Raw genomic sequence first — 15,448 nt, 5'->3', positions numbered from 1 at the left:
TAAATTAATGATAACCGATATATGCGGTGAAGAAAAAAATGCATTGTATACTTTGCCTTACCAGTGTAGCACAGTTGTGGTTATACTCGTTACATCAATGAATACAGCATTTGCTCCATGGCTTGGGGAAAAGCTTCATGAGAATTCATATTCGGAGATATGTTCGGTTGCAAAGAAATATGTATTGGTATTCATTTATTTTGCAATAGGTATCATGCTGATATCACCGGATATTATCACGATAATGGGTACAGGCAAAAAAGATTATATGGAAGCAAAATATGTAATGCCTCCGGTAATGCTTGGATGTATATGCCAGTTCATATATACAATGTATGTTAATGTCGAGCAGTTCAAAAAGAAGATTATCGGAATGTCCATAGCCAGCGTTTCGGCTGCAGTCCTTAATTATGTTTTGAATTACATATTCATACATAAATATGGATATATCGCTGCTGCATATACGACATTTGTATGCTATCTGTGGCTGCTCATGGCTCACATGTTTTTGGTCTATCGCTTAGGATACAGTAAAGTTTATCCGAATAAGTTTATGATAGCTATCGTTGGTATTTCGGCGGTTGCAACAGTTGGAATAAATTTCCTGTTTGAATTAACAGTAATAAGATATATATTTGTTGCATTGTACAGCTTGATTTTTATATATGCAGTTTTCAAGTATAAGGATCAGATAATGAAACTGATAAAAAGAAAATCAGCTAATTAATAGGAGGAATATTTATGTTTGAATTATCGTCTTTTATTTCAAAATACGTTACAAAAAGACCGAAATCAATGTTTCTTGGTGATATAGAAGCTAACAGGCAAAAGCTCACTGAAAAGATAAGCGGTAAGAGCGTACTTGTTATCGGTGGTGCTGGAAGTATAGGAAGTTCATATATAAAGGCAATCCTTCCGTTTAAGCCAAAAACCTTGGTAGTTGTTGATATAAATGAAAATGCACTTGCGGAGCTTACAAGAGATCTTAGAAGTACTGAGGGGATGTTCGTTCCTGATGACTATATACCTTATCCTATGGATTTCGCCTCAGGTGTATTCCGTAAAATGTTTATATCACGCGGTGGATTTGATATTGTTGCAAACTTTTCTGCACATAAGCATGTAAGAAGCGAAAAAGATATCTATTCAGTAGAGGCACTTATCCGCAACAATGTGCTCAATGCAAAGCTTTTACTTGATCTGCTTGAAAAGTTCCCTCCGGAGGAATATTTCTGCGTATCGACTGACAAGGCTGCAAATCCTGTAAATATAATGGGTGCAAGCAAGAGAATAATGGAAGACCTGATATTCTCATACTCGGATAAATTCCCGGTAAAGACAGCACGATTTGCAAATGTTGCCTTTTCAAATGGTTCTTTGCCAGCAGGTTTCCTCGCAAGGATATCTAAACTTCAGCCTCTCAGCGCACCTTCTGATGTTAAGAGATATTTTGTCTCTCCGGAAGAAAGCGGACAGATTTGTATGCTGTCATGTATGCTAGGTAAAAATCGTGAGATATTCTTCCCAAAGCTTGAAGAGTCACAGATGATGACATTTGATTCCATTGCAACAAATCTTCTTAATGAATATGGATATGAAGTGCTTCACTGTTCTTCTGATGAAGAGGCTATAAAAGAAGCAAATAATCTTAAAAACGGCAGTAAAAAGTATCCTGTACACTATGCTGTATCCAATACATCAGGCGAGAAGTCGTTTGAGGAATTCTATACCGAATCCGAATCACTTGATATGGATAGGCTTTCTGCACTTGGTGTAATAACAGATAAGGAGATTCCTGACCGCAAGGGTGTTGAAATCTTGTTTGATAAACTTACTGATGTGTTTGCTAAGGATACTACCACAAAGGAAGAGGTAGTCGATATAATCAGGACATATCTGCCCAATTTCGAGCATATTGAAAAGGGCAAGTCGCTTGACAGTAAAATGTAATATTTGAAAGAAGGCATTAATAATGGGACGTTTTATACCTCTGTCAATCCCTAATTTTGAGGGTAATGAAAGAAAATACGTAGATGATGCAATAGATCAGGGCTGGGTATCTACAGGCGGTGCATACATTACAAAGCTTGAAGAAGAAATGGCAAAGTTCCTTCATACTGATAATGTTGCAGCTTGTCAGAGCGGTACTTCTGCTCTTCATATGTCATTGGTAGAGTGCGGCGTAAAGCCAGGAGATATCGTACTTGTTCCTCCTCTAACATTTATAGCAGCTGTCAATCCGGTAAAGTATCAGTTTGCACAGCCTATATTCATCGACTGTGATGATAGTTTTTGTCTTGACCCTGTAAAGCTTCGAGAGTTTTGTGAGACGGAGTGTAGTTTTATTAATGGCGAGCTTATTTACAAAACAAACGGTGCAAAAATAAAGGCAATTGTTGTTGTTCATGTTTTTGGCAATATGGCTGACATGGAGTCAATAATGGATATTGCCGCTAAGTATAACCTTAAGGTCGTAGAAGATTCGACAGAGGCTCTCGGCACTTGTTATACTGAAGGAAAGTTTGCAGGTAAGTATGCAGGTACTATCGGAGATTTCGGTGCATTTTCCTTTAATGGCAATAAGATAATTACAACAGGAGGCGGCGGTGCAGTTACTGCAAATAAATCTGCTACTGTCGACCATATTCGTTTTCTTTCAACACAGGCAAAAACCGATCCTCATTACTATATCCACGATGAAGTTGGATATAACTATCGTATGACAAACCTTCAGGCGGCTCTTGGTGTTGCTCAGATGGAAGAGTTACCTGAGTTCATTCGTCGTAAGCAGGCAAATTTTGAGAAATATTCAAAGCTTTTTGAGAACTATGAGCTTGCAAAGATTATTCCTTTTCGTCTTGGAACATCATCAAACAAGTGGTTCTATTCTCTTGAGATAAACAGGGAGCGCATAACCACTGAAATGAGAGAGATTATTACCAGACTCCAGGATAAAGGTATCCAGACAAGAGCTATTTGGGGACTTATCAACGAACAGAAGCCATATCTGGGCGAAGTAACCTATAAGCTTGAAAAAGCGCCTTATTATGCTGAGCGTATTCTTAATATCCCTTCAAGTACACAGATCACCGATGAAGAGATAGAATATGTTGCGGCTGAGATAAAGAAACTATTTGAGGAACTGGATAATGGAAAAAAGTGATATAGTTAAGTTCATAGCTAAACAGTATATTACTGTTGTTGAGGCTATGCAGCTTATTGATAATAATACTCGTGGAATTCTTTTCATAGTAAACGATAACGGTGAACTTATCGGTAGCCTATCTGACGGAGATATCAGAAGATGGATCATAAAGACAGGTGATCTTAACGGAAAAGCAGAAAAAATGATGAATAAGAATCCTAAGATGCTTTTTGAACATGAAAAGAATAACGGATACGAATTTATGAAGACAAAAAGTATAAATTCAGTACCGATAGTTGATTCAACTAAAAAAATTGTTGATATTCTTTTTGATGATGAACAAGCAAGTGTAGGTATATCATCAACAGGACTTGCCGGAACGCCGATTATTATAATGGCTGGAGGAAAGGGAACAAGACTCTATCCTTATACAAAGATACTTCCGAAACCGCTTATCCCAATCGGTGACGTCCCAATACTTGAAAGAATAATTAATCGTTTCTATAACTTCGGAGCAAATGATTTTTATCTAACTGTGAATTATAAAAAGGAAATGATAAAATCATATTTTAAGGAGCTTTCACCTGCATATAGTATAAGTTATATTGAGGAGAGCAAGCCCTTAGGAACAGCGGGAAGTATAAAGCTCATTGAAAAGAAGTTTGATACACCTGTAATTATAACAAACTGCGATATACTTATCGAAGCTGATTACGAAAAGGTACTTTCATTTCATAAGGAATCCGGAAATGCACTTACAATTGTGTCTTCTCTGAAAAATGTAACCATACCTTATGGAGTTCTGCATTCATCGCAAAATGGAGTTATTTCTTCTATGGAAGAAAAACCACAGCTTTCATATTTTATAAATACTGGAATGTATGTGCTTGATCCGCAGTATATTGAGAAAATACCTGATGATACATTCTATCATATGACTCATCTTGCAGATCAGCTTATGAGCGATGGACTTCAGGTTGGTATGTACCCTATAAGTGAAAATTCATTCCTTGATATGGGAGAATTTGAAGAAATGAAAAAAATGGAAGCTCGTATAAACAGCGGTTCAGTTTCTTGAGCGGAGGCTGCTATGGAGAGAAAAATCGTTCTTATAGGCGGTGGAGGTCACTGCAAATCAGTTCTTGATACGCTTTTTAGAAATAAAAGCTATGATCAGGTTGTTATTACTGATAATAATATTCCGGCTGGAACAATGATTATGGGCGCTGAGGTCGTTGGTGATGATGCGGTGCTGCCGGAATTGTTGCAGAATGGTTTTAAGAATGCCTTTATAACTGTTGGAAGTGTTAAAAGCACAAGGGTTCGCCATATATTGTATAAAAAGATAATTGATGCAGGTTTTGATATTGTAAATGTTATCGACACAACAGCAATAGTATCTGAACATTCTATATTAGGGAAAGGTATATTTGTTGGAAAGAACGCTGTCGTAAATGCAGGAGCAACTATAGGAGACTGTAGTATAATCAATACCGGAGCAATAATAGAGCATGAATGTTTTGTTGGCGAGTTTACACATATCTCAGTCAATGCTACTTTGTGCGGTGATGTCAGAGTTGGTGCAGATACGCTTGTAGGAGCAGGCTCTACGGTTATACAGGGCATTGAAATAGGCAATAATGTTATTATTGGTGCAGGAAGCACAGTAATAAGGAATGTTGAAGATAATTCAATAAAATATGGCATTGTAAAATAAGGTGAGAAAATGAGAAAAACATTGATAATTGCAGAGGCAGGCGTTAATCACAATGGAAGCCTTGAAATAGCTAAAGAGCTTGTTAGAGTGGCAAAGGAATGCGGCGCAGATATAGTTAAATTTCAGACCGCAAAGCTTGATTCATTGGTTTCAAAGCACGCTGAGATGGCTGATTATCAGAAAAAGAACATCGGAAAGGAAGAGTCTCAGAAGGAAATGCTGAGTAAGCTCCTCCTCAGTTATGATGATTTTATTGAACTTGCCGATTATTGCAAAGAAGTTGGGATTAAATTCCTTTCCACTCCTTTTGACATCGACAGCATTCATTTTCTTGCTCCTATGCTGGACATATGGAAAGTGCCTTCAGGTGAGGTGACAAATTATCCTTATCTTGTGGAAATAGCAAAAACTGGGAAAAAGGTCATAATTTCCACCGGTATGTGTGAAATGAACGAAATTGAAGAGGCTTTAAATGTATTAAGGAATAATGGTTCAGGAGACATAACTGTTCTGCACTGCACAACAGAATATCCAGCGCCATTTGATGAGGTCAATCTCAATGTTATGGATACGCTGAAGAAAAAGTTTGGCTGTACTGTTGGTTATTCCGATCATACCAAAGGTATTGAAGTTTCTTTGGCAGCTGTAGCTCTCGGTGCAGAGGTTATTGAAAAGCATTTTACACTTGACAGAAATATGGAAGGTCCCGACCATAAGGCTAGCCTGGAACCGAATGAGCTAAAGGCTATGGTAGATGGTATCAGGAATATAGAGAAGGCGCTTGGAGCTTCTGTAAAAAAGCCTTCTGAAATAGAAATGAAGAACCGCCTTGTTGCAAGAAAGAGCATAGTCGCTTTAAAGAATATCAAAACCGGAGAGCTGTTTACAGAAGATAACCTTACTACTAAACGCCCGGGAAGCGGCATATCACCTATGAAGTGGAATGAAGTAATAGGAAAGACTGCAAAACGTGATTTTATGGAAGATGAGTTGATTGAAATATGAAGAAGATTGCTGTCGTAACGGCTACTCGTGCTGAATATGGAATACTTACTCCGCTTATTCGTGCTGTAAACGATGATACCGAGCTAGAGCTTGAACTGATAGTTACAGGAACTCATCTTATTGAAAAGTATGGATATACGTTAAAATTTATTGAAAAAGACGGGTTTCCTATCGCTCACAAAATACCTATTTTAGAAGCGGGGAATACACCTTATGATATTTCTATAACGATGGCAAATGCGATAAGAGGATTTGCGGAATGTTTCAGAGATGACAGACCGGACATGGTTGTTATCCTTGGAGACAGAACAGAAATGCTTGGAATCGCTGCTGCAGCTATGAACGAAAGAATACCCATTGCTCATTTGCACGGCGGTGAAGTTACAGAAGGTGCAGTTGACGATTGTGTTCGTCATGCTTTATCAAAAATGAGCTATCTGCATTTCACTTCTACTGAAGTTTACAGAAATAGAGTCGTTCAGCTAGGAGAAGCTCCCGAAAGAGTGTTCTTTGTCGGTGCATTAAGTACAGAAAATATATTAAAAGCGCCACTTTTGTCAGAAACGGAACTCAGGAAGGAAGTTGGTATACCGGAAGGAATGAAGTATTCTGTGGTTACTTTCCATCCCGTTACTCTTGAAGCCGATTCTGCAAAACAGCAGACTTTAGCATTATGCGAAGCTATGGAGGCTTGCAGTGATACATATTATCTCATAACTATGGCTAACGCTGATACCGGTGGAGACATTGTGAATAAGGTAATTAGTGAGTTCGCAGATAAGCATGATAATATACAGCTTGTTTCTTCTCTTGGAATGACGAAATACCTCAGTGCAGTTAAATATAGCAATTATGTTCTAGGTAATTCTTCAAGCGGTATTATTGAGGCTCCTGTTCTTGGTGTCCCGACGGTAAATATAGGAGACCGACAGAAGGGAAGACTTATGGCAGAGACTGTAATTAACTGTGAGCCGGATAAAAACAGTATCTTAAATGCTATAAATAAAGCTGAAAAAATGGAACATCATCCTGTGCTGATGTATGGCGATGGTACAACGTCCAAAAAGATCGTATCAATAATCAAAGATACTCTTATGAACAATAAGGTTGATCTGAAAAAATGCTTTTATGACATGAAGGGTGAGAAATGTGAAAATTGAGGAAGTTGCAGTATATCAGTTGAGAAATATTTTCATGCTTACCGATGAGGAAGAAAAGGAAGTAAGAAGTGTGACAGCGGTTGCTGAGGAAAAAGCCAAGAAAGCCTTGTCAGGTTTTAACAATAAATATCTGAAGGCTGAGTTGTCTCCTTTCAATAGTGTTATTAACTGCAATTATCTGTACTGGTTGAGCAATGAGCTGTATAAGATAGGAAGCGGTGCTGCGGACAAGGTCTATTATCTAAATAAGATGCTTAATTCCGTGGATCTGTTCTATGCTATCGAGCTTCCGGAATGCTGGTCCTGCGAGCATCCTCTCAGTTCCGTTATGGGAAGAGCTAAATACGGGGATCATTTTTTCTTTTATCAGGGGTGCACAGTAGGTGGAAACTATAACAATGGAGTTCTTGAATATCCTGTTATAGGAGATAATGTAATTATGTATTCAAATTCAAAGATAATTGGCAACAGTGTTATCGGAAGCAATACCCTGATAGCAGCAAATGCATATATAAAAAATGAAACTATACCGGATAACAGTATCGTTTTCGGTCAGAGTCCGGCTCTGATAATCAAACAAAGAAAAGACTGAGGTGTGTATATGAAAGCATTGATCGTAGGTTATGGTTCAATGGGAAGGAGAAGAATAAGACTTCTCCAGAAAATTGTAAATGATGTTGATATTATAGCTGTTGACAGCAATCCTGAAAGAGTAAAACAGGCTGAAGAGGCTGGTATCAGGAATTACACTGATCTTAAAAGGGCTATGGAAGAAAAGCCGGATATTGCTTTCGTATGTACATCTCCCGGACATCATGCTGAAATAATCCTTCAGCTCATTGAAGAAGGTATACATACTTTTACAGAGCTCAATCTTTTGGATAATGAGTATGATAAGATTATATCAGCTGCATCTGAAAAGAATTGCGTTGTATTTATGTCAAGTACCATGCTGTATAACAAGATGATAAATAAGATTGATGAGCTTGTAAAGAAGACAACTAAACCGCTCACTTATATCTACCATATCGGACAGTATCTTCCTGACTGGCATCCTTGGGAAAGTTACAAGGATTTCTTTATAGGCAGAAAAGAGACTAATGGTGTCAGAGAGATATTTGCGATACAGTTGCCGTGGATAATCAATACTTTCGGAAAGATAAGCAGTGTTACATCAAATGCTCAGAGATGTACAGGACTTGATATAGAATTCAATGACAGTATCATTGCTGATATGAGACATGAGAATGGTAATATCGGAGTCTTTTTAGCTGATACAGTATCACGCAAGGCAATAACTAGTCTTGAGATCATTGGTGAAGAACTGCATTTATTCTGGCATGGACATAATGATGATCTTGAAGTATACAATATAGAGAATAAAACTATCGAAAAGATATCGGTTTATGATAATGTTGAGCATACAGACGGTTATGCAGACAATATTATAGAGAATCAGTACAGTGATGAGATAAGCGATTTCCTTAATGCTGTGTATAAAGGAATAACTCCAAAGTATTCGATTGAAAAAGATAAGTATACATTATCAATAATTGATAAGATAGAGGGAAAATAAGATGAAAGTCTGTTTTATAGGTCTAGGATCTATTGCTCGCCGGCATATAACCAATTTGAAAAGCATAATGGGTGATGATATTTCGATTGATGTTCTTCGCAGCGGAAACGGAAACAGTATTGATGAAGAATTCGCGGCGAATATATCAAGAGTAGTGTTTTCGGATGAGGAGCTTGATGAGCATTACGATGCATTGTTCATAACAAATCCTACAAGCAAACACTATGAAACTCTTAAAAGGCATATCAACAGAAGCAATCATTTCTTTATTGAAAAGCCGGTTTTTGAAACAGGAGAGGAAGATATATCAGGCTTGATAAATGAGCCAAAGGTTTTTTATGTTGCTTGTCCTCTGCGATATACCAATGTTATTCAGTATTTGAAAAAGAATATTGATTTTACAAAGGTTTATTCTATGCGTTGCATTTCTTCAAGTTATCTTCCTGACTGGCGTCCTGGAACTGATTACAGAAAAACTTACAGTGCACATAAGAATCTTGGCGGCGGTGTTTCAATCGACCTCATACATGAATGGGATTATATCCATTACCTTATTGGTTCGCCGGAATGCGTCAAGAGCATTATAAGCAAAAAGTCTGGACTTGAGATAGACTCTGATGATATTGCGATATATATAGCTGAATATAAGGATAAAACCGTTGAGCTTCATTTGGATTATTTCGGAAGAAAGACCATCCGCAATGTTGAACTGTATACTGCTGATGATACTATTTCGGCTGACCTTGTAAATCAGAAAATAAACTATCTTAAAGATAACAGAACGATTGACCTTTCTCAGGAGAGAAATGAATATCAGATACGTGAGCTTCAGCATTTTATTGATATTATAAACGGAAAAGCCGTTTGTGACAATGACTTGAATGAAGCTTGTAAAATTTTAAGAATAACAAGGGGTTACTGATGAATATTTTATTTACGATTTGCGGCCGTGCAGGCTCTAAAGGTTTCAAAAACAAAAATCTTAAAGAAATGAACGGAGTTCCGCTTGTGTATTACACACTTGCATCTATAAAGGCATATGTGGATGCTCATCCTGAGAATAGTGTTTCGGTCTCTGTTAACACTGACAGTCCTGAGCTTGTTGACTGTATCAGAAAACAGAACACCGTAAAAGATATATTCTTTGTTGACAGAAAAGAAAGTCTTGCCGGAGACACTGCTCCAAAGGTTGAGGTAATAAAGGATACATATCTTACACTGAGGAAAGAAAAAAGCTTTGATGTTGTAATTGATCTTGATATCACATCTCCTTACAGAAGGTTAGAGGATATAGAAAACATTATAAGCGAATTCAGCAGCAATAAAGAATATGATATAGTATTCAGTGTTGTGCAGGCAAGAAGAAGTCCTTATTTTAATATGGTTGAAAAGAAAGAAAACGGCTTTTTCAGAAAGATTTGTGAGTCCAATTATACTGCACGTCAGCAAGCGCCAAGATCATATGAAATGAATGCGAGCATTTATGCATATAATCCTGTTTTTCTTGCTTCTGACATCAAGAAGACAATTCTTGATTATAATTGCGGAATTACTGAAATGCCAGATTATCTCGTTCTTGATATTGATTCTGAAGAGGACTTTGAAATGATGCAGTTCCTTCATACATACTACTGTAATATTGACAGCAAGCTTAATGATATATATGTGCTTGCAAAAAATCTCTGATTATTTTGAGGCTGTCAGCTGATTTTTCTGTGAGATTAATGGTTATGTAAAGGAGAATAATAATGAAGACAATTTTACTTGCAGGCGGAGCCGGATATATAGGTTCCCACACAGCAGTTGAGCTTTTAAACGCAGGCTATAATGTTGTAGTTGCAGATAATTTTTCAAACAGTTCACCTGAAGCAATCAAGCGTGTTGAAAAGATCACAGGAAAAACTGTTAAGCTTTATGAGCTTGATATAAAGGACAATGCTGAACTGGAAAAAGTATTTATGGAGAACAGGATAGATGCTGTTATCCATTTTGCAGGTCTTAAAGCTGTTGGAGAGTCAGTTCAAAAGCCTGTTATGTATTACAGAAATAATATTGATACTACCCTATCTCTTCTTGAGAATATGGCAAAGTACAATGTTAAGAATATCATATTCTCTTCGAGTGCAACAGTATACGGTGAGGCAAATCCTGTGCCTTATTTTGAGACAATGCCGAGGGGAGCCTGCACTAATCCTTATGGCTGGACGAAGTCCATGATGGAGCAGATATTTGAGGATGCGGCAAAGGCTGACAGGGAGCTTTCTGTAATACTCCTTCGTTATTTCAATCCTATCGGTGCACATGAATCGGGTATGATAGGAGAGGATCCGCAGGGTATTCCCAATAACCTTATGCCTTATGTATCACAGGTCGCAGTAGGTAAGCGTGAATGCCTTACTATTTTTGGAAATGATTATCCCACTCCTGATGGAACCTGCACCCGTGACTATATCCATGTTGTAGACCTTGCAAAGGGACACGTGAAGGCTATAGACTATATACTTGAACATAAATGTGTTGAGATATTCAATCTCGGCACTGGAACTCCGTACAGCGTTACCGAGATAGTTGACACTTTCGAGAAGGTGAACAATATCAAGGTAAACCATGTATATGGAGCACGACGTGAGGGTGATCTTGCCGAATGCTATGCAAATGCTGATAAGGCATGGAAGATACTCGGCTGGAAGACCGAGAAGACTCTTGAGGATATGTGCCGTGATTCTTGGAACTGGCAAAAAAATAATCCTGACGGCTATAATAATGCGAAGTAATACTGAACAGAATAACTTAAGAATGATGTATGAATAACTAATGAGTTTTTGATACAGCCAGACTATTGAAGGAGTTTTTATGAAATATTCATTAATTTCAAAGTATAGAAGTAGTATAATGGGTGTAGCTGCTATTATTATAGTTATCATGCATTATTTTGTAGAATTATATCCTAGCTTGTTGCCGTCAGCTGTGGAAACACTTATAAAAAGAGGCAATATCGGTACTGATGTTTTTCTTTTCGTATCTGGAATGGGTTTGTTTTTTTCAATGTCGAAAGACAACAGGCCAAAGGAGTTTTATCTAAAAAGAATAAGGAGGGTTATTCTTCCGACATTATTGATATCTCTGCCATACTGGTTTATATTAGGAATGCTTATTAGCGGTGATTCATTTGGAATGTTCTTACTGAACTGGACAGGCATATCTCTATGGACGCATGGTATAAGGGTAATATGGTACGTTTCTTTGATAGTAGTTCTGTATCTGTTTTATCCTTTGATATATAAGTTGCAAAAAAGGAATACATATATGTTGTTTGTGGTAATGGCGGCGATATATGCAGCGATAGTTGTTTTATTTGTGTGCTGTCCGTCTTATTATGATAAAATCGAGATTGCAGTTACCCGTATACCAGTATTCCTTATAGGTTCTATGTTCGGAGAAGCTGTTTTTTGTGGCGGCGAGAAAAAACGGAAAATAAACATTATAGTTACCGTATATATGTTCATCATGCTTGTGCTGATGCTTATTGGTATAGTTTTTCAGTCTAAGGATCATGATCTTTCAGTAATGCTATATCGTATTGGCAGCGGCGGAGCTGCTGTTTTGCTTTGTCTTATTGTTCCGGCAGTTTTGGAAGGATTCAAACTCGGAAAGATTAATAATGCTTTAGTAAAAGTAGGGGCAATATCATTAGAACTGTATTTGATACACGTATTTATAAAAAATACTATAAGCAAAATGGGATGGGGAAATAACAGCGGATCAGCTGTTAAGCTTATGATAATTGCTGTTGCTGTGACGCTTGCAGTTATACTTAGTTTTGCAGTGTCATATTTGGAAAGCAGATTTATAAATAAAAAACAGCAATCATCGTAAAACAATTGAAACCAAACTATATGATACCCGGGCGATGCCTGGGTTTTCTTTTTTCTTGATTTTTTTGATCCATTATGTTATACTAAACATAAATTGATAGGCAAGAAAAGTACATATTATGCATAGAGTTTAAGAGAAAAGATCTTATAATGAAGTTTGCCTTGAACGGAGTGATATAAAATGGAAAAGCGCGAATTCAGAAAAAATGCGGCAGATATGATATATCTTACCGCTTGTGCTGTGAATAGTAAAAATCCGAAGCAGGAACGTATTGAAGCACTCGATTTGCCTAAGCTTTTCGAGGTCAGCCAGGAACATATCCTTACAGCTTGTGTGGCTTATGCACTGGAATCGGTAGGGATCAAGGACCATGATTTTACACAGGCAAAGGAAAAAGCGATAAGAAAGAATATCCTTCTTGATGCAGAAAGAAGAAGGATACTTAATCGTTTAGAAGCTGATAAAATATGGTATATGCCGCTTAAAGGCAGCATATTAAAAGATTGGTACCCTAAAATGGGTATGCGTCAGATGTCTGACAACGACATACTCTTTGATATCCGCATGAGAAGCGATGTAAAGAAGATAATGGTTGATCTGGGATTTGAACTGAAGCTTGAACGTGAACTGGTTGACGAGTATATCAAAGAGCCTGTATATAATTTTGAGATGCACAGTGAGCTTTTCATGGAGTTTCAGGTAGGTGATATGGCGGAGTATTATCATGGAGTAAAAAGCAGGCTCCTGAAAGACAGCGACAGTGGATATGGATATCATTTCAGCAATGAGGATTTTTATCTTTTTATGCTTGCACATGAATATAAGCATTATGCCTTTGGAGGAACAGGTGTGCGTTCACTTGTTGACACTTATATATTCCTGCGTAAGTTCGGTAATTCGCTGAATTGGAAATACATTCATACAGAGCTGGATAAAATAGGTATTTCCGATTTTGAAAGGAGCAATCGGGAGCTTGCAGTCAAGGTATTTTCAATGAAGCAGCTCACACTTGAAGATAAAAAGCTGCTCGATTATTACGTTATGTCAGGAACCTATGGTACAAGAGAGAATGTTGTTGAAAACGGCATACGTTCTCGTGGAAACGGTTCAAAGCTGAGGTATTTCATACACCGTATATTCCCGCCGGTAAAGTATCTTAAAGGCTCTGTGCCTTGGGTAAAAAAGAGTAAGCTGCTCATACCTGCCGCTTATATTTACCGTTTTTTCAGAGGAGCTACAATAAACAGGACTGCCGTTTCTGACGAATTCAGACAGCTCGGAAAAAAATCAAAATAAAAGAATTGAATCACCAGACCTTTGAATTATAACGGAGGGAACATCGTGGGGGATTATTGTATTTATCTCAGGAAGTCAAGGGCGGATCTTGAAGCTGAATTACGCGGAGAAGGCGAGACTCTTGCACGACATCAAAATATGCTCACAGAGCTTGCAGAGCGTCAGGGGCTTGATATTGTCAAGGTATATAAGGAGATAGTCAGCGGCGACAGTATCGCTGCTAGACCGCAGATGCAGGCGCTGCTTACTGAAGTTTCAGAGGGGAGATATTCAGGTGTGCTTGTGGTAGAGATAGAAAGGCTCGCAAGAGGTGACACCATAGATCAGGGCATAGTCGCACAGGCTTTCCACGACTCCTCCACCAAGATAGTCACACCTACCAAAACTTATGATCCGGACAACGAATTCGACGAGGAATACTTTGAGTTTTCGTTATTTATGAGCCGACGGGAGTATAAAACGATAAAACGTCGGATGCAGGCTGGTAGACTTGCCTCTGTAAAGGAGGGAAACTACATCGGCACTTCGGCTCCTTACGGCTACAGGAAAGCAGTTCCCGGACCCAAGGTGCATACTCTCGAAGCGGTAGAATCAGAGGCAGAGGCTGTAAGACTTATATACAAGCTGTACCTTGACGGAATGGGAGCCGGAGCGATAGCGGCGGAACTGGACCGAATGGGTATCAGTCCGCAGAAAAGCCGGTCGTGGGGAACGGCAAGCATAAAGAAAATACTTTCAAATCCTGTTTACTGCGGCAAGCTCGGCTGGAAAACAAAAGCTGGCGGAGATATGCTGTATGATGGGATACATGAGCCTATCATAAGCGAAGAGCTGTTCAAGGCGGTACAGGAAAGGAAAAGGACATATCCTGCCGCTCAGCTCCGGACGAATGATAGGCTCCTTAATTATTATCATAATATTCTGTTCTGTCAGAACTGCGGACATCAGCTCAAACGGCGGTATATAGCGTGCAACGGCAGAGAGTATATGCTGTGCGTATACAGTGGATGCAGAGGAATGACGGTAAGCTCGACTATGGAAGCTATTGACGAGGCTGTAGTCGCTGCTTTGCGATGCCGTATAAAACAGCTTGGCAGACTTAAAATGGAGAGATGTGCTTCATCTGTAAAAGAGCCAGATAAAAAGGCATTGCTTGCCGCAGAGCTGGAAAGGTCGGAAAAACAGCTTTCAAGGCTGTATAACCTGCTGGAGCAGGAGGTCTATGACGCTGATACCTTTCTTGAACGCTCGGCTATAATCAAAGACAGAATCAATACTATAAAAGCTGCTATGCAGGAGCTTGACAGCGTTAAGGAGAAAAAGTCTGTCTTGAATGAAGAGGCTGTAAAGAGGCTTGCGGACGTCATAGAATGCTTTGCTACTGCTAATCCTACAGAGAAGAACAGATTGATGCAGACCGTTATAAAAAGGATATATTACAGCAAGGCCAGACGAACGGAACGGAAGAATATGTCTTCTAATCTTATGCTGACTATAGATTTCATATAAGATTAATGTACATCATGGATACGGAAACAAATTACAGTATCCGGTAAATATAAAGAATCCAGATCCCCAAATGGCAAAGATTATCATTTCACAGCTCGGAGGCCCTGACGGAGAACTGTCCGCGTCACTGCGATACCTTAACCAGAGATATGCAATGCCTTACG

Annotated in this window: 16 protein-coding genes; all 16 read left to right on the top strand. The window is 38.5% G+C overall.

Translation table 11 applies throughout. The features are described from left to right. Positions 1-727, top strand: a 727-nt coding sequence (locus tag J6U00_RS08765; RefSeq protein ID WP_296581078.1) for a polysaccharide biosynthesis C-terminal domain-containing protein, incomplete at its 5' end; no start/stop codon positions are given. Between the two features lie 14 nt (positions 728-741). Continuing rightward, positions 742-1,950: a polysaccharide biosynthesis protein gene (locus J6U00_RS08760; protein WP_296581075.1), complete on the top strand. Its 1,209-nt coding sequence runs from the start codon at positions 742-744 to the stop codon at positions 1,948-1,950. A 22-nt stretch (positions 1,951-1,972) separates the two neighbouring features. Continuing rightward, positions 1,973-3,163, top strand: coding sequence for a LegC family aminotransferase (locus J6U00_RS08755; RefSeq protein WP_296581073.1), 1,191 nt, complete (start codon positions 1,973-1,975; stop codon positions 3,161-3,163). After that, on the top strand, positions 3,150-4,223 hold the full coding sequence (locus tag J6U00_RS08750; RefSeq protein ID WP_296581071.1) for a nucleotidyltransferase family protein: 1,074 nt from the start codon (positions 3,150-3,152) through the stop codon (positions 4,221-4,223). The genes J6U00_RS08755 and J6U00_RS08750 overlap by 14 nt, the downstream gene beginning before the upstream one ends. 12 nt (positions 4,224-4,235) lie before the next feature. Further along, complete coding sequence (locus tag J6U00_RS08745) at positions 4,236-4,862, top strand: acetyltransferase (protein ID WP_296581069.1); 627 nt, start codon at positions 4,236-4,238, stop codon at positions 4,860-4,862. Between the two features lie 9 nt (positions 4,863-4,871). Continuing rightward, positions 4,872-5,867, top strand: coding sequence for an N-acetylneuraminate synthase (gene neuB, locus J6U00_RS08740; protein ID WP_296581066.1), 996 nt, complete (start codon positions 4,872-4,874; stop codon positions 5,865-5,867). Further along, positions 5,864-7,027: a UDP-N-acetylglucosamine 2-epimerase gene (neuC, locus tag J6U00_RS08735; RefSeq protein WP_296581064.1), complete on the top strand. Its 1,164-nt coding sequence runs from the start codon at positions 5,864-5,866 to the stop codon at positions 7,025-7,027. The genes neuB and neuC overlap by 4 nt, the downstream gene beginning before the upstream one ends. After that, positions 7,017-7,619, top strand: coding sequence for a transferase (locus J6U00_RS08730; RefSeq protein ID WP_296581062.1), 603 nt, complete (start codon positions 7,017-7,019; stop codon positions 7,617-7,619). Before neuC ends, J6U00_RS08730 begins: the two co-directional genes overlap by 11 nt. Positions 7,620-7,628: 9 nt before the next feature. Further along, the gene (locus J6U00_RS08725) at positions 7,629-8,603 is read left to right on the top strand and encodes a Gfo/Idh/MocA family oxidoreductase (protein WP_296581060.1); all 975 of its coding nucleotides are present in this window, start codon (positions 7,629-7,631) and stop codon (positions 8,601-8,603) included. A gap of 1 nt (position 8,604) precedes the next feature. Continuing rightward, positions 8,605-9,525 carry a Gfo/Idh/MocA family oxidoreductase gene (locus J6U00_RS08720; protein ID WP_296581059.1) on the top strand — a complete coding sequence of 307 codons (921 nt, stop codon included), beginning with the start codon at positions 8,605-8,607 and terminating at the stop codon, positions 9,523-9,525. Continuing rightward, on the top strand, positions 9,525-10,289 hold the full coding sequence (locus J6U00_RS08715) for an acylneuraminate cytidylyltransferase family protein (RefSeq protein WP_296581057.1): 765 nt from the start codon (positions 9,525-9,527) through the stop codon (positions 10,287-10,289). The genes J6U00_RS08720 and J6U00_RS08715 overlap by 1 nt, the downstream gene beginning before the upstream one ends. Positions 10,290-10,351: 62 nt before the next feature. Next, complete coding sequence (gene galE / locus J6U00_RS08710) at positions 10,352-11,377, top strand: UDP-glucose 4-epimerase GalE (RefSeq protein WP_296581056.1); 1,026 nt, start codon at positions 10,352-10,354, stop codon at positions 11,375-11,377. Positions 11,378-11,456: 79 nt separating this feature from the next. Further along, positions 11,457-12,479: an acyltransferase gene (locus J6U00_RS08705; RefSeq protein ID WP_296581054.1), complete on the top strand. Its 1,023-nt coding sequence runs from the start codon at positions 11,457-11,459 to the stop codon at positions 12,477-12,479. 180 nt (positions 12,480-12,659) lie between these two features. Then, positions 12,660-13,775: a nucleotidyltransferase family protein gene (locus J6U00_RS08700; RefSeq protein ID WP_296581052.1), complete on the top strand. Its 1,116-nt coding sequence runs from the start codon at positions 12,660-12,662 to the stop codon at positions 13,773-13,775. 45 nt (positions 13,776-13,820) lie between these two features. After that, positions 13,821-15,284 carry a recombinase family protein gene (locus J6U00_RS08695; protein ID WP_296581051.1) on the top strand — a complete coding sequence of 488 codons (1,464 nt, stop codon included), beginning with the start codon at positions 13,821-13,823 and terminating at the stop codon, positions 15,282-15,284. A gap of 1 nt (position 15,285) precedes the next feature. Continuing rightward, positions 15,286-15,448 (top strand): manganese catalase family protein (locus J6U00_RS08690; protein WP_296581080.1); only part of this gene is annotated, 163 nt, incomplete at its 3' end.

Origin of the sequence: Ruminococcus sp. (assembly GCF_017650195.1) — a bacterium.
GTDB lineage: Bacteria > Bacillota > Clostridia > Oscillospirales > Ruminococcaceae > Ruminococcus.
The sequence above is the reverse complement of the archived record's forward strand: the minus strand, read 5'-3'. Positions and strand labels throughout refer to the sequence as shown.

Coding starts and splice junctions, on each gene's coding strand:
- J6U00_RS08760 (WP_296581075.1), top strand. CDS start 742: ATGTTTGAATTATCGTCTTTTATTTCAAAATACGTTACAAAAAGACCG.
- J6U00_RS08755 (WP_296581073.1), top strand. CDS start 1,973: ATGGGACGTTTTATACCTCTGTCAATCCCTAATTTTGAGGGTAATGAA.
- J6U00_RS08750 (WP_296581071.1), top strand. CDS start 3,150: ATGGAAAAAAGTGATATAGTTAAGTTCATAGCTAAACAGTATATTACT.
- J6U00_RS08745 (WP_296581069.1), top strand. CDS start 4,236: ATGGAGAGAAAAATCGTTCTTATAGGCGGTGGAGGTCACTGCAAATCA.
- neuB (WP_296581066.1), top strand. CDS start 4,872: ATGAGAAAAACATTGATAATTGCAGAGGCAGGCGTTAATCACAATGGA.
- neuC (WP_296581064.1), top strand. CDS start 5,864: ATGAAGAAGATTGCTGTCGTAACGGCTACTCGTGCTGAATATGGAATA.
- J6U00_RS08725 (WP_296581060.1), top strand. CDS start 7,629: ATGAAAGCATTGATCGTAGGTTATGGTTCAATGGGAAGGAGAAGAATA.
- J6U00_RS08720 (WP_296581059.1), top strand. CDS start 8,605: ATGAAAGTCTGTTTTATAGGTCTAGGATCTATTGCTCGCCGGCATATA.
- J6U00_RS08715 (WP_296581057.1), top strand. CDS start 9,525: ATGAATATTTTATTTACGATTTGCGGCCGTGCAGGCTCTAAAGGTTTC.
- galE (WP_296581056.1), top strand. CDS start 10,352: ATGAAGACAATTTTACTTGCAGGCGGAGCCGGATATATAGGTTCCCAC.
- J6U00_RS08705 (WP_296581054.1), top strand. CDS start 11,457: ATGAAATATTCATTAATTTCAAAGTATAGAAGTAGTATAATGGGTGTA.
- J6U00_RS08700 (WP_296581052.1), top strand. CDS start 12,660: ATGGAAAAGCGCGAATTCAGAAAAAATGCGGCAGATATGATATATCTT.